Origin of the sequence: Nonomuraea sp. NPDC049480 (assembly GCF_044465905.1) — a bacterium.
GTDB lineage: Bacteria > Actinomycetota > Actinomycetes > Streptosporangiales > Streptosporangiaceae > Nonomuraea.
The window spans coordinates 26,054-43,838 of the sequence record NZ_JBITMD010000049.1; the positions used below are offsets into that span (position 1 = coordinate 26,054).

Genomic DNA, 17,785 nt, shown 5'->3' on the forward strand with positions numbered 1-17,785 from the left:
TACAGGCGACCGTGCAGGACCCTATTGCCGACTTCCGGGCGTGCCTTTGTGGAGTCCCGGGCAGCGTCATCAGCATGAATGGTGGAAGACGGAAAAAGATCGCCATCAGCACCATTTTCGCCGGCTCGGCCCTGCTCGCGGCCGCCGCCTGTGGGGGCGCCCACACCCAGTCCAGTGCCGTCAAGGCGGCGCCCGCGGGGGGCGCCATCGCCGGCCTCATGTCACCGTCCGGGCCACCGGGCGACCCCAACCCCAGCGGCAGCCCCGGTCAGGAACCCGGCAGTATGGCGAGCCTCGAGAAGGCGGGCGCCGCGGCCATGAACGCCGTCAAGGACTCCACGGTCCTCTCGGTCCAGTCGGAGAACGACGGCCAGATCTGGGACGTCCAGCTGGCCGGATCCGACGGCACAGAACGGCTGCTGGAAGTGGACGCGACAGGAAAGGCGGTCTCAGGAGCCAGGGTCAAAGATACTGGCAAAGAGGAAAAAGCCAGGGTCATGGGCATCGTCAAGGACGCCGAGCTCACCTTCGAGGACGCGGTGGAGAAGGTGTCCTCCTCGGTGCCGCAAGGCAAGATCACCCACATGAGCCTGGACAGGTACAACAACAACCTCCTCGTCTGGGATGCCGATGTCGTCACCCCGGACGGCACCTGGCACGGGGTCAAGGTCGACGCCAAGACCGGCACCATGACCAGGAACGGCCAGCAGAACTGAACTCGCGTCAGCTGCTGTGCACCGGCGTGCCGTCGACCAGAGCCTGTCGGCGTGCATCAAGGCAGTGCACTCATTCGATGGATACGGAATTCCTCGATCAGAACGGGGCCTGCCCGACGGGCAGGAGGCCGGTGCTCGCCGGGCTATTCTCGGTGAGCACCGGCCCTGGTGCTGCCCGGATGATGCCGACTAGGACGTTCTCTTGAGCCAGGCCCACAACAGTTTCAGCGGTTTGGCAAATTTCGCGAGCACTGCGGTGGCGACCGCGCTGCAGATCCAGTGCGATGTGCAGCCTTTGTACACTTGGTTCCAGGTCTGGAACTGTTTTACGTTCATGCGGGCTTTGTATACGTCGATCCGGTAATAAAGCGAATTGTCCCGAAGGCTTTTTACCGAGACGACGCCGTCGTAGCACTGGCCCGGGTCGTCAACGCTGAAGACCCACCCGTTCATGCTGCACTGCATGTAGTAGCCGTTCGGCTCGGCCTGGGCGGCAGGTGCCGTGACCGTGAACAGCGAAGCGAGTATCGCGAGCACGAGCGCTGGTACGGCGGCTCTGCGAATCCGCATTCTTGGCATCTTGCACTTGCTGGACAAAGTACTCCTCCGAACTGAGTTGCTGTCCGACAACGAGACGCTTCTGCTGGCGCATCCCTCCTTGACCCCGGTCTGCCCGGTTCGGTTTACAGGTCGTGTGGAGAGGGGAGACCCGCACCCGATTGGCTGAGTGAGAAGCTTGCTGGCAATAGTCACCCACTCACCGCCACTCGCCTCACAACCTTGGAACATCCTGGACACTCCTGGACGGAGACGTGACTGCGGGAGGAGGGGAAACGGTGGCTGGCCAGCCTGCTCAGGACGCAGGGCCGGATCCAGGTGCGGTGACCGATCTGCGGGACCTCGCTCGCGAACTGGACCAACTGCGCTGCCGTGCGGCGCGAGGGACTCGAAAGGTCCGCGTCAGCCTGAGCGATCTCGCGCGGAGGGTGGATCTGCCGCGTTCGACCGTGCACGCCTATGTCAGCGGCAAAATCCTTGCTCCCATCGAGCTCCTTGATCGCATCGTCATCGCCTTGGGCGCGACGCCCGCCGAGCAGGCGGCCTGGAGTGAGGCGTGGTTCCGGATCGCCAAAGACCAGCATGAGAGACGACAACCCGACCCCGTCCAGACCGAGCTCTCCGCGCCTCTGGCGGCACCGGATCGGCATGGATCAGGGTTAGTACGGTGGCCTGCGCCGCGACAGTTGCCGCCGGTGCCCAGGGGGTTCGCCGGTCGGCGTGACGAGCTGGACCAGCTGACCGCCATGCTGGAGACCGCGGGAGTGGACGGGACGACCGTGATCTCGGCGATCGCCGGGGTAGGCGGGATCGGCAAGACCTGGTTGGCGCTGCACTGGGCGCATCGGCACCTCGACCGGTTTCCGGACGGACAGTTGTTCGTCGACTTGCGTGGGTTCGCTCCGAACACACAGCCCATATCACCCATCGCCGCGGTCCGGGGATTCCTGCACGCCTTGGGGGTCGAGCCGGAACGTATCCCGGTTGACCCCGATGCCCAGTTCGGGCTGTACCGCAGCCTCCTGGCAGACAAAAGAATGTTGATCCTTTTGGACAACGCCCGCGACACCCAGCAGCTCACGCCCCTGTTGCCCGCCAGTCCCACGTGCACGGTACTCGTGACGAGTCGTGATCAGCTAGCTGGACTGATCACCGCGCACGGCGCTTACCCGCTCGCACTTGATGTCCTCGACGAGCGCGATGCCCATGATCTTCTCGCGCATCGCCTTGGGCAGCGACGGCTGGACTCCGAGCCGGCCGCAGTCGCGGACCTGTTGGCTCGGTGCGCCGGGCTGCCGTTGGCGTTGGGCATCATGGCCGGCCGCGCGACTGCTCACCCTGACTCTCTCTTGGCCGACTGGGCTCGCGAACTTCGCGATGCCGCCACCCGGCTCGCCGCGTTGGACTGGGGAGACCCGGCCGCGAGCCTGTCGGCCGTGCTGTCCTCGTCCTATGACGCCCTGTCGGCGGAGCAGGCCATGGTGTTCGAGCTGCTCGCCCTGGCCCCTGGACCGGATATCGGTCTGCACGCGGCAGCGAACCTCACCGGATTGCCCGCCGTCCAGACCGGCCTCGTGCTGCGGGCGTTGGAGGAGATGTCCCTGCTGCAGCAGTACGCACCGGGCCGATACCGAATGCACGACCTGATTCGGCTCCACGTCGCCGATCAAGCCCGACTCGCCCGATCCAGCAGCGACCGGGATGGGGCACTACGCCGGCTGGTCGACTACTACACGCACACCGCCTTCACCGGTGAACGGCTTCTTGATCCGTACCGACCGTCGATCACGCTCGACACTCCCGCGCCCGGTTGCCGCCCGCAGCCGCTGTCCAACGAGACGGCGGCGCTGAAGTGGTTCGAAGCCGAGCATGCTTGTCTCCTGGCCGCCCAGCAATTCGCGGTCGCGTTGGGCCGGCACGGGGTCGTATGGCAGTTGGCCTGGGCATTGAACAGCTTCCACAATCTGCAAGGACACCTGCCCGAGCAATTGACCGTTTGTCAGCACGCGCTTGCCGCCGCGCGTGAACTGGCGGATCCGGCCGGCCAGATCCTGGCCCATCGGCGCCTCGGCAGTGTCTTGACCAGGCTGGGCCGGCACGGCGAAGCCATGGACCACCTCCAGCACGCCCTCGGGCTCGCCGAGGACACCGGCGACCTCCCCGACCAGGCGCACACACATCAGGTTCTCGCGACCGCCTGGGCACAGCGCGGGCAGGTCCAGCAAGCGTTGGAACACGCCACCCACGCCGTACGCCTCGTCCAGTCACTGGGCGACGAGGTATGGGAGGCGGACACGCTCAACGCGGCGGGCTGGCTCCATGCCCGGCTCGGCCGGCACCGGCAGGCCCGCGCCCAGGGCGAAGGCGCCCTGGCGCTGTTCCGGCGCCACGGTGACCGCGATGGAGAGGCGGCGACCTTGGACACCCTCGGCTATATCGCGCAACAGTCTGACCGGCACACGGAGGCGCTCGCCTACTATCGGCAAGCTTTGCATCTGCTACGCGACATCGGGGATGCCTATCACGAGGCGGAGACCCTGGACCGGATCGGTCATGCGCACGCCGCTCTCGGCAACTGCGAGGACGCGCACCGGACCTGGCAACAGGCTCTCCAGCTCTACCAGGCCCAACATCGCGCTACCGAGGCGGACCGGATCCGCCGTCAGCTCGAGCGACAAGCAGATGTCACTTTCCCCACAGGGGAGGGCCACGATCCCTAACGGTCCCACAGCGCGCTGATCGGCAGCGCGGTCAGTCGATCGCCGAAGGAGAGCGATCGCCTCCCGGTGTGGAGCACGAACCCATGGACGAACTGGTCCCCGAGAGAGTCTCTGAGCGTGGTCAAGCCCTTGAAGTCCCTCAGGTCGACGGCGTCCGTGGCCTTGGCTTCCACACCGATCACCCGGCCGTTGGTCCGCTCGACCACCAGATCGACCTCTGCCCCCTGGCTGAGGCGCCAATGAAAGAGATTCACCCGGAAGGGGGACCACGTCGCCTGCTTGGCCAGTTCGTTGACGATGAAGGTCTCCACGAGCGCCCCACGCGCGGGTGCCACGCGCGCTCCCAGCCCTTCGGCGTCCACCGACAGAAGGTGCGCGGCCAGCCCGGTGTCGGTGATGTGCACCTTGGGTCGCCGTACGGCTCTGGCGTTGAGATTGCGCGACCACGCGGGTAGCGAATGCACCAGGAAGACCGTTTCCAGCAGTCCCAGGTAGCGGCTGACCGTCGTGCGGTGGAGTCCGAGGTCGCCGGCGGTTTTGACCATGTTGAGCTCCTGAGCGGTGGCGGCTGCGGCGAGTCTCAGCAGCTGTCGCAGGTTGCCGGCCTCATCGACCTTCGCCATCTCGCGAATATCCGTGTCGATGATCGATTGCACGTAGGAGTCGTACCACTCGGCACGGGCGAGCTCGGATCGCATGGCTATGACTTCGGGGAAGAAGCCCCTGGCGATGAGGTCGAAGTAGTCTGCCCTGCCGCAGGAACTCTGCGCCGTGGTCCTGAAGGACTCCGGCTCCTCGAACGCCCTCGAGAGAAAGGACGTGGTGCCACCGGCCAATTCCTGTTGCGCGAACGGCCAGACGTCGATGATGGCCGCCCTTCCGGCCAGGGACTCGCTGAGCGACGGGGTAGCCAGAAACCTGGTCGAACCAGCGAGGACGAATTGCCCGCGTCCCGGTGAACGGTCGACTGACGCCTTGATCGCCAGCACCAGATCGTCGCCGCCTCGCCGGATTTCGTCGATCAGCATCGGTCGGGGTCCGTCGGCGACGAATACTTCCGGGTCAGCGTGTGCGGCGGCACGCAGTGTGCCGTCGTCCAAGGTCAGATACGTGCCGCCACGACAAGCCTCCAGCTGACGAAGCAGGGTGGTCTTCCCCCAGCTGTAGGGCACGCGATCATCGCCTAGGTAGGCTGGCAGGTAGGCCCGGCCGTCACCGCAGCAAGGATCGCCCATGTCCCGCCTCAAGGTCGCCATGACCCACGGCTCCAGGAATGTCATCCTGGTCGCCGACGGCGCCCCCGACGACCACTTCACCACCGCCGAACTGCCCCGCGCGGTGCAGCGGCTGTGCGCGTGGAAGGGCGGCAGCGACGCATCTACTTCGTCCAGGACACCGCGGACGGCGCCGCGAACGCCTGGTTCTTCAATCCGGACGGCTCGCCCGCCCTGCTGTGCGGCAACGGCATGCGCGCCGCCGGCCGCCTCATGCTCGACCGGCACCAAGCCGACGAGATGGTCCTGCACACCGGCCCCTACGCCTTCACGGTTCGAGCCGCCGAAAGCACCGCCCAGGGCGTGCGGCAGGTCGCCGTCGAACTGCCCGCCGTCGACTTCACCCCCCACGACCCGATCGTGGCGGGCGTCGCCTGGCCGTATGTCGACCAGGCCAACCCCGCCTACAGCCCTCAGCGAACCGTCACGGCTCTCGCCGTGCCGAACAGCCACCTGATCACCCTGGTGGACCGCTACGACGAGGACGAGCTGATCGCCACCGGCAGTCGCGTGGCCGACGACAGCGCCAACTTCCCCATCGGCGCCAACGTCTCCTTCGTCCAGCGGCTCGGCGAGGACGAGGTCTACATCCGCACCTTCGAGCGCGGCGCCGGACTGACGGAATCCTGCGGCTCCGGCGTCTCCGCCTCCCGCGCCACCCTCTCCCGCCTCGGGCTGGTCGACCCCGACGCGCGCGTACTGGTCCGCAACCCGGGCGGCCCCTCCCACAGCTGGCTCCAGCAGACCGGCGACGTGTGGCAGCCGGTCCTCGAAGGCAACGCCACCGTCATCCTGCGGACCGAGGTCGACACCGCCGACGTCCTCGGCGACGCCCCGCTCGACGTCGCCGGCGAAGCTTTCATGGACGAGATCGAAGCCTTCGACGCCCTCTTCCAGGACAACCTCAAGACCCTCCGCACCGCGGGCATCAACCCCGCCGTCGCCTGGCACTAGCACTGGGTACACCTGCGCACCACCAAACCCCGATCGAGGGGTGAGACGGAGGTTGGAGCGGCGTCTCACTTGGTGTTCGGCAATCAAACTGGCAGTCCTGGCTGTCCATCGACGATGGAACCGTCTGGTTGCTCGCTGCGCCATGGCCGAAGTGATCCACTGAGCCCGACTTTGAGGGCAGGGTCTCCTTCCCGCGAGTTGGTTCGAGCGCATTATCGGGTTCACGAGAGCGGATGACCTGGCGGAACAGGACCGTCCGAAGATCGCTTCCCCCGCGTGACGGGTGATCGTTTCCCAGAACTGTCCGGTGGCCTTGCACGTCAGGCATTCAGCGATCTACGCACGGCGGCGTCCACCAGATCGTGGATCTTCTGCTCGGTGAAGATGCCGGGCAGTGTCAGCCGCTCCACGATGAGCCAGTTCAGAGTGAGGTAGAGAAGCACCACCGAGGTCGAGTCGCCGGGCAGACCCGAAGCGGCGTGGTAGCCGATGTTGGCGTCGAGGTCCTCGCGGATGCGCTTGGTCAGCACGGCGCGCAGCTCAGGACGCCGAGTGGACTCCAGCCGGAGCTCGAGCAGTGCCAGGTAGCCGGAGTTGAAGGCGGAGACCCGATCCACCAGCTCGTGCATGAGCTCGGCATAGCGGGTTTCGTCCTGCACGCCCTCCCGGCCGCGGGCGATCGTGGCCTCGTCGGGCAGCAACCGCTCATAGACGCGTCCGCCGACCTGGGTGAACAGGTCGTCGCGGTTGGCGAAGTAGTTGGACGCCGTGCCCGGGGGCACGGCCGCCTCCGCATCGACGGCCCGGAAGGTCAGCCCCCGCGCTCCCTCCCTGGCCAGCACCTCGATGGCCGCGTCGATCAGCGCCTGCCGCCGTTCCGGATTTCTCCGCACTTGACACCACTCCATCCTTAGTACTACTTTCAAAGCACTTCAGACAGAGTACTACATCAGGAGTTTAACGGTATGCGGAAGCTTGTCTACTACGTCGGCGTCTCACTCGACGGCTACATCGCGGGCCCCAACGCCGAGTTCGACTTCTACCCCGTGTCGGACCAGATGGCCGCTTGGATCAACAGCCGCTACCCCGAGACGCTCCCCACCCACATCCGCAAGCTTGTCGGCCTCGAGGGCGTGCCCAACAAGGTCTTCGACACGCTGGTGATGGGCCGCGGCACCTACGAGCCGGCCCTGGACGTCCCCACCACCAGCCCGTACTCCCACCTGCGCCAGTACGTCGTCTCCAGCACGCTGACGATCGACGACCCGACGGTGCGGGTCGAGACGGGGGACCCGATCGAGCTCATCCGGCGGCTGAAGGCCGAGGACACCGGCATGGACATCTACCTCTGCGGCGGCGGCAAGTTGGCCGCCTCCCTGCTCCCGGAGATCGACGAGATCATCCTCAAGAGCTACCCCGTGGTGGCGGGCACGGGCATCCCCATGTTCTCCGGACAGTTCCGCCCCACCCTGTTCACCCCCGCCCAGCGCGAATCCTTCGACAACGGCGCCCAGGTCACCTGGCTCACCAGGGCTTAGAACCGCAAGGAGAAAGCATGCATATCAAACTCCCAGCCTTGATCAACCAGGCCAAGACCGGCCGTCAGGCCCGGTCGTCGCACCGGCACGAGCACCCGGCGCGCGACCTCAAGCCCACGGGCCGGACCAATCCCTCCCGCCGCCCGACCGCCGCCCCTCGCCGCAGCGGATATTGAGGGGGCCGGCACGGCATCAAACCTTGAAGGTGCCAGCCGACCAAGATCCCGTCCGATCAATCGATCGGACGGGATCCCGTCAACTTCAGTCCAGCCGTCTCATGAACGGCCCGTGGTTGTACACGAGGTCGACCTTCATCTGCGAGTCGTTGCCCCAGCAGCGGGCCTTTTGCCTGCATCACGCGGACACCCGAGGGCCGCTTCCAGTTCGTGGTCTCCAAAGACTTGCCTGGGCCCAACGACTCGTGCCTTCGGGTGTACCAGCGCGCCTTGGAGGCGTACCACCGAATCGTCGGCCTCGTCTTGGGCCAGATCGCTATCGACGGACCGGTCATCAAGGCACCCGGAGGCGGAGAATCCGCGGGACGCTCGCCATGACCGAGGCGAGATCGCGGTCAGTAGCGCCCGCCACGGGCTCCACCGATGATTTCTTGCGAGCCGCAGGGTCAGTACGGCCATGACTGATGTGAACAAGCCGCCGGTCGTCTCCCGCCGGGAGTGGCTGGCCGCAATCGACACCCTGCGCGTCCGGGAGAAGGCGCACACCCGTGAGGGCGACGCGATCGCGGCCGCCCGCCGACGGCTCCCCATGACCGAGGTGGACCCGTCGGCCCCACTCGTCGGAGGCACGGGGCCCGTCCCCCTGATCGACGTCTTCGAGGGCCGCACCCAGTTGTTCGTGTCGTATCACATGTGGCACGACGGCCACACCGCCGCCGACCAGTGTGAGGGCTGCACCTTCTTCACCGGCCACGTCCGCGAACTGTCCTATCTGCACCAGCGTGACGTCACCTTCGCCGTCTTCTGCCAGGGCCCCTACGAGGAATCCGACCGCTACCGCCGCTTCATGGGCTGGGACATGCCCTGGTACTCCGTACCCGCCGAGTCGCACGAACGGCTCGTCGCCGGCCGCCACTTCGGGATGAAAGCCAGCTACCTCCGCGATGGGGATCGCGTCTACGAGACGTACTGGACTACCAGTCGCGGCGTCGAACCCATGGCGCCCTCCTACGGCATCCTCGACATGACCGTCTACGGACGGCAGGAGACCTGGGAGGACTCCCCGTCCGGCTGGCCGCAGGCGTACGAGACTCTGGGCCAGCAGTTCCGCAAGGACGGACGGCCGACCGCGCAATGGGGACGGATCGCCGCAGGCCACGACGACGATCTCCACAGCCGACAGCCCAGCACGGGCAGCTCTGGCTGCTGTTCGTGAACCCAAGCCCCGACGGCCGTCGCGGCGGCGTGGTCGAAGCATGAAGGTCGTGCGGAGAGCCCGCCCCTCAGTTACGACTCGCGCCTGGTCAGCGGTCCGTTCCGAGGTCGCAAGGAGTGTCGACATGGCGTTCGTACCAGGCGACGAATGAGTCGAGTCTCTTCGCGTCCGCCGGGCGGCGGGCGAAGTCCTCGACGGAGATGGTGAGTTGACCGTCGATGAGGGGGTCGAAGTGCAGGCCGGGCTGCGAGGCAGAGAGCTGCGACGGCTGGGTGTGGGCGTGGAATCGGATGCCTCAATCGTGGGGACACGAAGATCGGGGCATTCCGGATGAGGGACTTACGGAGGGCGGGTGGTCGCGAGCAGAAGGTGAGGGCAGTTCGCAGCACAGCTACTTGAGGTCGGAGACGAAGGCCTTGGCCAGCCGTACGACGGCTGACTGCGCGACGGAGGACTCGAAGGCCGGGGCCAGGTAGCCGGGGCTACCGACGATGCCGCCGCCGGTGGTCGTACCTCGGTAGGTGAATTCGAGGGTGCGGTCGCCGAGGAGGACCTCGACCAGGACCTCGTGAGTGGTGCCTTCTTCAGGGCGGTTCGGCCGGTACGTGGAGGACACCACGGCGAACGCCTTCTCACCGAGGCCGGAGATGTTCTGGCGGACCTTGTAGTCGGTGTGGATGCCGGCGTCACCGACACCGCCCTTGGCGTTGTAGCGGTCGAACTTCTTGGCGGCCCGGTCGAACTGGAACTTCGAGCCGAAGCCGTCCTTGCCCCAGTTGGTCAGATGGATGCGCAGCGTGCCGCCACGGGCGGTGAACTTCTGGCCGGGGCCGTGTTCGACGACCTCGCTGATCTTCCAGGTGCAACTGGTCTGCTGGATGCGGCCGGAGTTGCCGCCGACGGACGGGCCCTCGACGGTGGGGAAGAAGGCCGACCTGATGTCGGAGGTGGTGAGGATCGCGCAGGGGCCGGAGAGCTTCACGGCGGCGGCGTCCTTGGCCATCTCGGCGGTGATGAGCTCGGCGACTTTGCCCGTGGCCTCGCGGACCGAGTCGCCGGTGGGGTATTTGTCGCCGGTACGGTTGCTGCCGCCGTACGAGATCTCGATCAGCCAGGGGCCCTGCCGCACGTACACGGTGGCGAAGAGGCCGCTGAGGCCGATCGAGCTCTGGCTGTACGACGCGTCACCGACGGTGAGTTCCTTGAGCGGGCCGAACGCGGAGCCGGTGGTTCTGCCGTCGATCCGTTTGCCGTCGCGGACGTTGACGCGGCGCTCATACGATTTCTTGTCGCGGTCGAACTGGTCCTTGGCGTAGTCGAGCGCGTTCTGGGATCTGCTGCTGCGGGCCTTCACGGTGATCTTCAACGAGCGGTGGCCGAGGACGCCGGAGCCCACGTCCATCTTGTTGTTGGTCCACGAGCAGGCCGCGTGCTTCTCGGTCTCGGTGGCCACGCTGGTGGACGCGTCGTTTCCCCCGTACTTGCCGTCGGTGACCAGAGTTTTGCGATACGCGTCGGGAATGGCGGCGCAGAGCTGGTCGCCGGTGAGCGCCCGCAGTTTCACCGCCGCGACCGTCGGTGTCGCGGACGCGACGGGCTTCCGCCGGGTGGCGGAGGTCGCGGCCGGGCGAGGTTCGTCGCTGAACGCGCGCAGGAGCAACCAGCCGCCGGTCGCCAGCCCGCCGACCATGAGGACGCCGAGCACGACGACCAGCCCGATCAGCAGCCCCTTCCCGCCGCCGCGGCGAGGCGGAGATGGCGGTGGCCCGTACCCACCGGTCTGCCGGCCCTGCGCTCCGGGTCCCCGATGCTGCCCAGGCGGCCGGCCCTGCGGCCATTGGGGATGAACGGGCTCGTTGGACGGCGGGTACGGCGTGGGCATCGCGACCTTTCAACCGGCAGATGGCTGGTTGCGACTCTACGGAGAGCCGAATGCCCGGTCTGTCAGGTGAACACCCGACAGGATGATCGCGTTTTGGCCCGGCCAGGCCATTCTTGGTCCCGGCCTCAACGACCAAATCCTTGGTCAGCAGGATCTCAGCCCGGCTGCTTGATGCTCTCGATGATCCGGGCGAAGCCTTCCTCTCCATGGCCTGCGTCAATCTGGCGTTGGATGAGCCGTTGGACCATGGCGATCACCTCGGTGCTGATGCCCTGGTCGGAGCTGGCGGCGAGGAGGTCGCTGAGGTTGGAGAACTCCAGGCTCTGTTGCCCTTCGACGGTGTAGTCCCCACCGTCGACGACTGCGGCAAACCCTTCGAAGGCGCCGGTCATGGCGGTCAGCCAGGGTGTGGCCATGGCGGCGAACTCGCCCGCCGTCACTCCGGCGGGCGCGACCATGGCGGCGCCGTGCAGGAATCCGGCGAACATGACGTACATGCCCGCGAGTAGGGCGAGGTCGTACAGGGACGCCAACCCGGCATCCTCACCGAAGTAGGTAGAGGTTCCCCACAGATCGAGCAGCGGCTTGTACCGATTGAAGACATCGCCCGATCCGCTGTAGAGGATCGATGCCCCAGGCTGGCCGATCATGTGCGGTACGGCCATGATGCCGCCGTCCAGATACGCGACCCCCGCATGGGCAGCCCAGGCGGCCAACTCCCGTGACTGAGCCGGTGACGTCGTGGTCACGTTGATCAAGGTTCGTCCGGCCAGCTCATCGGAGAGCGGATCGAGCACCTCATGGACCGATGCGTGGTCCAGCAGGCATACGATCACCAGCTGACCGGCCCGGACCGCGTCGCCGGCCGTGGCGGCGGCCTTGGCGCCCTGCGCGACGAGGTTGTCCGCCTTCCCCGGTGAGCGGTTCCAGACGGTTGTCGCGTATCCGGCCTTCACCAGGGCGCCTGCGAGGGCGCTGCCCATCGCCCCCAGCCCGAGAACGCTCACCTGGACGTTGTTGTCGGTTGTCATTTGGGGCTCCCCCTTGTGTTCATCGATCGTCTGAATCCTCTCCGGTGCCGGTAATGTTGACCAGTACGGACTAAATAGTTGGGTACTCACTTGTGGGTAAGTACGTCTTGGAGGGGGAGGATGGCAACATCAGCACGACGTGGTCCCTACTTCTGCGGCATCGACGCGGCGATGGACGTGGTCGCCGGCAAGTGGAAGTCGCTGATCCTCTGGGAGTTGCACCACTACGGGACCCGCCGGTTCGCCGCGCTCCGACGCGGTCTGCCGGGCGTCAGCGAGAAGATGCTGATTCAACATCTGCGCGAGATGGAAGAAGACGGGCTCGTGCATCGTGAGGTGTACCGCGAGGTGCCGCCGAAGGTCGAGTACTCCCTGACGGAGCACGGCGTCTCACTCAACGCCGCCCTGGCCCCCTTGGGAGAATGGGGCACCGAACGCATGCAGCGGATCGGGGCCGAAAAGGTCTCCGTCGACGGTGCTGAGACAGCGCGGCGATAGAAGCGGGCCTGCCGGTAGGAGTGGAACGGCGAACCGGGTTTGGTGTCACGTCTGGTGACGCTGTGCGCGATGATGATCGGCGGCGACCCCGTCGTGATCTTTGGGGAAGCGGCCGGTGTGGTAGGTGCCGGCCACCGCGCCCGAACGCGACCGGCACGGCGAACCGGCCGCGACGGCGCATCGCGGGCACTGGTGACGTTCGATTGGTCTACGGCCGTTCCGGTGACCTCGTAGTGCCCGTGGGGGCATGATCCCAGCGTTCGGTGAGGAGGGCGGGAGAGGGCGCGGTCCCGGGCAGTTGGGGGTGGCCGGGGCGTAGGCCGTCGAGAGCGATGGCGATCGCACGCTTTCGGGCGTTGTGGGCTGCGTCGATCAGATCGGTACGGTCCTGCCGGTCGAGTTGTTCGATCAGGGGGGATTTGCCGAGTTGTTCGATCAGTAGCGAGATGTCCATGGCCGTGACGTCCGGTCTGAGTACCCCGGCGGCGTGCGCGCGGGCCACCAGATCACGCATCAGCTCGTCGGACCTGGTGAACTTGGCGGCCATCTCGTCGGTGACGGCGATCGTGCCGGCCAGCGGCCCGAGGGAGCCGCCGCTGAACTCGATGCAGGCGCTGATGTAGTGAGCGAGCCCTTCCCAAGGGTCGTCATGCTGCAGGCCGTGTTCGGCGGCCTGAATCCACTGGTCGAGGGATAGCGCGCACAGGTGCTGGAAGAGCTCGTCCTTGGAGCGGTAGCGGCGGTAGAGGCTGGCGATGCCGACTCCGGCGCGTGCGGCGATCGTCGCCACCGATGCATGGGCTCCGTCCACGGCCAGGACCTGCTTGGCGGCCTGCAGGAGGGCGTGGTCGTTGCGTTCGGCTTCTGCGTGCCGGGGAGCTTTGCGGGCCATGCGCTCACTGTAGTCGGCTTGCGAAGCGATTCACTCCGTTATAGCTTTCGCAAACGAAGCGAATTTATCCGTTTGGAGGAAGTGTCATGCGAGCTGTGGTGATGGAGGAGTTCGGAGGGCCGGAGGCCCTGCGGATCCGGCAGGTCGAAGATCCCGTGCCAGGGCCGGGGCAGGTGCTCGTCGCGGTGGCGTATGCGAGCATCACGTTCGTCGAGACGCAGGTGCGCTCGGGCGACGGGCCGTTCGGCAGGCCAGCGCTCCCCCGCATACCCGGCAATGGCGTGGGCGGTCGCATCGTCGCCGTCGGAGCGGACGTGGACCCAGCCCTGGTGGGGACGGTCGTGGTCACCACCACAGGCGGCGAGGGCGGCTACGCCGAGCTGGCCCTGGCTCGGGCACAGGATGCGGTTTCGGTTCCCGCGGGTCTGGAGCTCAAGGACGCGGTCGCGCTGCTGGCCGATGGGCGTACGGCGCTGCTGCTGTACCGGCAGGCGGAGATCAAGCCGGCCGAGCGGGTTCTGGTGGAGGCCGCGGGAGGAGGTGTCGGCAGCCTGCTGGTGCAACTCGCCGCCGCCGCGGATGCCCACGTGATCGGCGCCGCCCGAGGCGTCGGCAAGGCAGAGCTGGTCACCTCGCTGGGCGCGACCGCCTATGTCGACTACTCCCGGCCTGACTGGCTGGATCAGTTGGCGGAGGCGACCGGCGGCGCCGGACTCGATCTCGTCTTCGACGGGGTCGGCGGCCGGATCGGCACCGAGGCGATCGGGGCCCTACGTGAAGGCGGACGCGTGAGCATCTACGGCATGGCCAGCGGCGCCGACACCGAACTCGACGAAGGCGAACTCCAGGCACGCTCCATCGGCGTCATCGGGCTCACCGCCGCGCCGAGCCCCGCCCAGACCCGCGCGCTCATCGTCGACGCGCTGAACCTCGCGGCCGACGGGAAGCTGCGTCCGGTCATCGGCCAGACGTTCCCGCTCGAGGCGGCAGCCGCCGCGCATCGAGCGATCGAGTCGCGGACCACCACCGGCAAGACCCTGCTCATCCCCGCCGGCGATGCGCGCGGCTGAGATCAGAACCCACATGTCCCCCAAGCCCTCTGCCAGAGCCGGAGCGCGGGAGTGGATCGCCTTGGCGGTCCTGGGCGTCCCCGCCGTGTTGGTCATGATGAACATGTCGGTGCTCTATCTGGCGCTGCCAAGCCTGAGTACCAGCCTGGAGCCCGACGGCCCTCAGCTACTGTGGATCACCGACATCTACGGTTTCATGGTCGCCGGATCGCTGGTCACCATGGGTACCCTCGGCGACCGTCTCGGGCACCGCCGGATCCTGCTGGCCGGCGCCGTCGCCTTCACCGGCGCATCCGTCATCGCCGCGTACGCCCCCGGTGCCGGCCCACTCATCGCGGCACGGGCCGTCCAGGGAGTGGCCGCCGCCGCGCTGGCGCCGTCCTCACTGGCCCTGATCCGCGCCCTGTTCCTCGACGTCCGGCAGCGCACCCTGGCCATCACGATCTGGATGATGGCATTCATGGGCGGCGGTGCGCTCGGCCCGCTGGTCGGCGGTGTGCTGCTGCAGTACTACTGGTGGGGCGCGGTGTTCCTGCTCGCCCTTCCGGCCATGGCCCTGCTGCTGGTCACTGGCCCCTTCCTGGTCCCCGAATCTCGCGCTTCGGCTTCCGGGCGGCTGGACGCGATCAGTGTGCTCCTGTCGCTGCTGACTCCTCTGACGATCGTGTACGGCATCAAGGATCTCGCCGTCCGCGGCCTTGCCCTGCCGTCCGTCGGCGTTCTGGCCGCGGGCCTGGTGATCGGCGCCGTCTTCGTACGCCGCCAGCGGCGGCTGTCCAACCCGCTCCTGGACCTGGGATTGTTCCGGATCCCCGCCTTCGCCGTAGCTGTCACAGGCATGGTGCTGGTGGGGATCGTGCTGTTCGGGACCAGCCTGCTCACTTCGCAATACCTGCAACTGGTGCTTGGCTTCTCTCCGTTGGAGGCCGGCCTGTGGCAGCTGCCCAGCGCGGTCACCGGTACCGTCGTGGCCCTGGTGGTCTCCAGCCTCACCGGCCGAATCCGCCCAGTCGTCCTCATGAGTGCCGGAGCCGCGTTCGCCGTCATCGGTCCCATCCTGCTCACACAGGTGGACAACGACCCTGTCGTCCTGGTGTCCGGCTCCGTTCTTCTCTTCGCCGGGCTGACCCCGTTCATGGCGCTGGGCACCAACCTGGTCGTCGGCGCGGCACCGCCCGAACGCGCCGGGGCCGCCTCAGCGATCTCCGAGACCGGCGCCGAACTCGGCGGTGCGCTCGGCATCGCCGTGCTCGGCAGCATCGCCACTGGCGTCTACGGCAACTACATGATCGGCCACACGCCCGACGGCGTCCCTGCCAAGGTCGCCGAAGCCGCCCGCGAGACGTTGCCCGCCGCACTCCAGGCAGCCCAGCGACTGCCCGAAAGCCTCGGCATCCCGTTGGCCCAGACCGCCCGGGACGCGTTCGCCCACAGCCTTGGCGTGCACGCGCTCATCACGATCCCCCTGCTCATCGCGCTCGCCCTGCTGACTTTGACCCTGCGACGCGCAACCCCGCCACCACCACCACCGAGCCAGTCCGAGCAGGCCACGACGCCCACCCCGGCGTTCGACTGAAAGGGACCGAGCGATCATGCAAGTCGAGGTCTACTTCGATGTCCTGTGCCCGTGGTGTTACATCGGCAAGAGACGACTGGCCGCCGCCGTGAAGGGCCGAGACGATGTGAATGTCGTCTGGCGCAGCTTCGAACTCGATCCGGACGGAGGCCCCATCCCGGGCCTGACGGCGGCGCAGGTGATCGCCACCTACCAGAACGACCCGGCCCGAGCGAGCGCCCGGGTGGCCCATATCCAAGCGCTTGGCGCAGCCGAGGGACTCGAACTCAACCTGCACCAGGCCCGGCCGGTCAACTCTTTCGATGCTCACCGCCTGATCCACCTGGCCGCCACCAGCGGCCTGGCCGACGCCGTTGTGGAACGTCTCCTTCACGGTTACCACACCAAAGGCCGCAACATCGCCGATCCGAACGTTCTCCAAGCGCTCGGCGTCGAGGCCGGACTTGATCTCGCCCGGGTAGGTGAACTCTTGAGCGGCGACGCGTTCACCGGTGAAGTCCGAGCCGATGAACGCCGCGCCACCCAGAGGGGAATCCGAGGCGTGCCTGCACTCGTCATTGACGGAGCCCCGCCAGTGTCGGCCGTTCAGGAGCCTGCCGCTCTGGCAAGCCTCCTGGATCGCGCGACACGCTCCTGAGCTTGGATCCACGGCAGGTGATCATGACTGTTTCTTGGACGATCCCGAGGACGTTCCCGCCGCGATGGTCGACTACGTCGCCGAGCAGCTGTCCTGGTCTGATCACTCCTGCGATGAGACGCTGTCTCCGGGGCAACATCACGAACTCAACCCCGGATCCGAAGACGAGGAAGGCCAACCGAAGCGAGAGCCCGAACGTTCTCAGTCAGCACCTAGGAGGACACGCACATGCGCACCTTCAAGACCATTGCTGTCGGAAGCCTGGCCGCGCTGGCACTCACCATGTCTGCTATCCCCGCTCACGCCATGACCATGGCCGGCCCCAGCAGCCGGCAGATCGCACCGCAAACCCCGGACGCCTGCCTCTACTACCTCAATACCGTCGGTTATCCCACGACCACGGAGAGGGCCCAGGGATGCAACCACGGGAGTTTTTCGTTCAGTACCTGCGTGGACTGGCTCATATCCAGGGCGGGAGTAAGCGTCTCCCACGCCCAGCGCGCATGCTACCTCGCATACTTCTGATCTGCCGTACGCCGCTGCTGGATGGTTGATTCCGGCTGATCGCCCGGGCCGGCGGGGCCCGGGTGGTCGGCCTCGTCCTGGCCGGTCAAGAGGCGTTCCTGTTGAGGGCAGCCATGTGACACCGATCGGCCGTGCGTGACGGCTCCGAACAGCAGGAGGTGCCGACCGGTTTCCAGATCCCGGAGCCGCCCGGCCAGAGCCGCTTCTACGTACGCACCCTTCGGAACGATGCCCCGGGTCTCGGGCTCTACGATCTGAAGACCGGAACGCCGGCGGACCTGGGCATCGGGACGAGGCCGCGCAGGGCCAGGTCCCGGTCACCGACCGGGCCGGACGGATGATGACGTACCGGGTCGACCTGTCCAGGATTCCCTGACCCGTCCGTGGGGCAAGCCCCGGAGGGGGTCACATCGCCTTCACTCGTCGTCCAGCAGGTCGTACAGGTCCAGGCCGCTGGGCTCGGTGAGCAGGGCGGACGCCGCGGGCTTCAGAGGTTGTTCGGTCCAGATGCATTTGCCCGTG

At 67.0% G+C, this 17,785-nt stretch carries 18 protein-coding genes and 1 pseudogene; 13 read left to right on the forward strand and 6 right to left on the reverse strand.

The genetic code is table 11. The features are described 5' to 3' along the window. The first annotated feature begins 74 nt into the window (after positions 1-74). Positions 75-716: a PepSY domain-containing protein gene (locus ACIBX3_RS58945; RefSeq protein WP_397129605.1), complete on the forward strand. Its 642-nt coding sequence runs from the start codon at positions 75-77 to the stop codon at positions 714-716. A gap of 189 nt (positions 717-905) precedes the next feature. Here the strand turns inward: ACIBX3_RS58945 and ACIBX3_RS58950 are convergent, their stop codons facing one another. Beyond that, positions 906-1,286: a hypothetical protein gene (locus tag ACIBX3_RS58950; protein WP_397129606.1), complete on the reverse strand. Its 381-nt coding sequence runs from the start codon at positions 1,284-1,286 to the stop codon at positions 906-908. A gap of 311 nt (positions 1,287-1,597) precedes the next feature. Here ACIBX3_RS58950 and ACIBX3_RS58955 point away from each other — a divergent pair, with 311 nt between their 5' ends. Further along, positions 1,598-3,994: an ATP-binding protein gene (locus ACIBX3_RS58955; protein WP_397129607.1), complete on the forward strand. Its 2,397-nt coding sequence runs from the start codon at positions 1,598-1,600 to the stop codon at positions 3,992-3,994. Here the strand turns inward: ACIBX3_RS58955 and ACIBX3_RS58960 are convergent. Next, entirely contained in the window at positions 3,991-5,274 is a 1,284-nt protein-coding gene (locus tag ACIBX3_RS58960) for an ATP-binding protein (protein WP_397129608.1), read from the reverse strand. The genes ACIBX3_RS58955 and ACIBX3_RS58960 overlap by 4 nt on opposite strands. Positions 5,275-5,343: 69 nt before the next feature. On the opposite strand from ACIBX3_RS58960, the gene ACIBX3_RS58965 reads away from it, so the two are divergent. Next, the gene (locus ACIBX3_RS58965) at positions 5,344-6,222 is read left to right on the forward strand and encodes a hypothetical protein (RefSeq protein WP_397129609.1); all 879 of its coding nucleotides are present in this window, start codon (positions 5,344-5,346) and stop codon (positions 6,220-6,222) included. A 320-nt stretch (positions 6,223-6,542) separates the two neighbouring features. On the opposite strand, the gene ACIBX3_RS58970 is transcribed toward ACIBX3_RS58965, so the two are convergent. Continuing rightward, positions 6,543-7,115, reverse strand: a complete 573-nt coding sequence (locus ACIBX3_RS58970; protein ID WP_397129610.1) for a TetR/AcrR family transcriptional regulator — start codon at positions 7,113-7,115, stop codon at positions 6,543-6,545. Between the two features lie 72 nt (positions 7,116-7,187). On the opposite strand from ACIBX3_RS58970, the gene ACIBX3_RS58975 reads away from it, so the two are divergent. From ACIBX3_RS58975 to ACIBX3_RS58990, 4 genes and pseudogenes are all read left to right on the forward strand, one after another. Further along, positions 7,188-7,760 (forward strand): dihydrofolate reductase family protein, encoded by a 573-nt coding sequence (locus ACIBX3_RS58975; protein WP_397129611.1) that lies wholly within the window; start codon positions 7,188-7,190, stop codon positions 7,758-7,760. A gap of 17 nt (positions 7,761-7,777) precedes the next feature. Next, the gene (locus ACIBX3_RS58980; RefSeq protein ID WP_397129612.1) at positions 7,778-7,936 is read left to right on the forward strand and encodes a hypothetical protein; all 159 of its coding nucleotides are present in this window, start codon (positions 7,778-7,780) and stop codon (positions 7,934-7,936) included. A gap of 252 nt (positions 7,937-8,188) precedes the next feature. Then, positions 8,189-8,311, forward strand: a pseudogene (locus tag ACIBX3_RS58985) (IS5/IS1182 family transposase); the annotation flags it as partial. Between the two features lie 82 nt (positions 8,312-8,393). Then, positions 8,394-9,152, forward strand: coding sequence for a DUF899 family protein (locus ACIBX3_RS58990; RefSeq protein ID WP_397129613.1), 759 nt, complete (start codon positions 8,394-8,396; stop codon positions 9,150-9,152). Positions 9,153-9,543: 391 nt separating this feature from the next. Here the strand turns inward: ACIBX3_RS58990 and ACIBX3_RS58995 are convergent, their stop codons facing one another. Together ACIBX3_RS58995 and ACIBX3_RS59000 are read right to left on the reverse strand one after the other, a co-directional pair. Then, a complete protein-coding gene (locus ACIBX3_RS58995; RefSeq protein ID WP_397129614.1) occupies positions 9,544-11,034 on the reverse strand; it encodes a hypothetical protein in 1,491 nt (496 codons plus the stop codon). A 155-nt stretch (positions 11,035-11,189) separates the two neighbouring features. Further along, on the reverse strand, positions 11,190-12,065 hold the full coding sequence (locus ACIBX3_RS59000; protein ID WP_397129623.1) for an NAD(P)-dependent oxidoreductase: 876 nt from the start codon (positions 12,063-12,065) through the stop codon (positions 11,190-11,192). Positions 12,066-12,236: 171 nt separating this feature from the next. Between ACIBX3_RS59000 and ACIBX3_RS59005 the strand changes: the two genes are divergently transcribed. After that, positions 12,237-12,563 (forward strand): winged helix-turn-helix transcriptional regulator, encoded by a 327-nt coding sequence (locus ACIBX3_RS59005; RefSeq protein ID WP_397129615.1) that lies wholly within the window; start codon positions 12,237-12,239, stop codon positions 12,561-12,563. A 208-nt stretch (positions 12,564-12,771) separates the two neighbouring features. On the opposite strand, the gene ACIBX3_RS59010 is transcribed toward ACIBX3_RS59005, so the two are convergent. Beyond that, positions 12,772-13,455 (reverse strand): TetR/AcrR family transcriptional regulator, encoded by a 684-nt coding sequence (locus ACIBX3_RS59010; protein ID WP_397129616.1) that lies wholly within the window; start codon positions 13,453-13,455, stop codon positions 12,772-12,774. An 86-nt stretch (positions 13,456-13,541) separates the two neighbouring features. Here ACIBX3_RS59010 and ACIBX3_RS59015 point away from each other — a divergent pair, with 86 nt between their 5' ends. From ACIBX3_RS59015 to ACIBX3_RS59035, 5 genes are all read left to right on the forward strand, one after another. After that, the gene (locus ACIBX3_RS59015; protein ID WP_397129617.1) at positions 13,542-14,525 is read left to right on the forward strand and encodes a zinc-binding dehydrogenase; all 984 of its coding nucleotides are present in this window, start codon (positions 13,542-13,544) and stop codon (positions 14,523-14,525) included. Positions 14,526-14,538: 13 nt separating this feature from the next. After that, positions 14,539-16,101 carry an MFS transporter gene (locus tag ACIBX3_RS59020; RefSeq protein WP_397129618.1) on the forward strand — a complete coding sequence of 521 codons (1,563 nt, stop codon included), beginning with the start codon at positions 14,539-14,541 and terminating at the stop codon, positions 16,099-16,101. Positions 16,102-16,117: 16 nt separating this feature from the next. Beyond that, positions 16,118-16,738 (forward strand): DsbA family oxidoreductase, encoded by a 621-nt coding sequence (locus tag ACIBX3_RS59025; RefSeq protein WP_397129619.1) that lies wholly within the window; start codon positions 16,118-16,120, stop codon positions 16,736-16,738. Positions 16,739-16,966: 228 nt separating this feature from the next. Continuing rightward, on the forward strand, positions 16,967-17,263 hold the full coding sequence (locus ACIBX3_RS59030; RefSeq protein WP_397129620.1) for a hypothetical protein: 297 nt from the start codon (positions 16,967-16,969) through the stop codon (positions 17,261-17,263). A gap of 131 nt (positions 17,264-17,394) precedes the next feature. Beyond that, entirely contained in the window at positions 17,395-17,604 is a 210-nt protein-coding gene (locus ACIBX3_RS59035; RefSeq protein ID WP_397129621.1) for a hypothetical protein, read from the forward strand. The last annotated feature ends 181 nt before the right edge of the window (positions 17,605-17,785 follow it).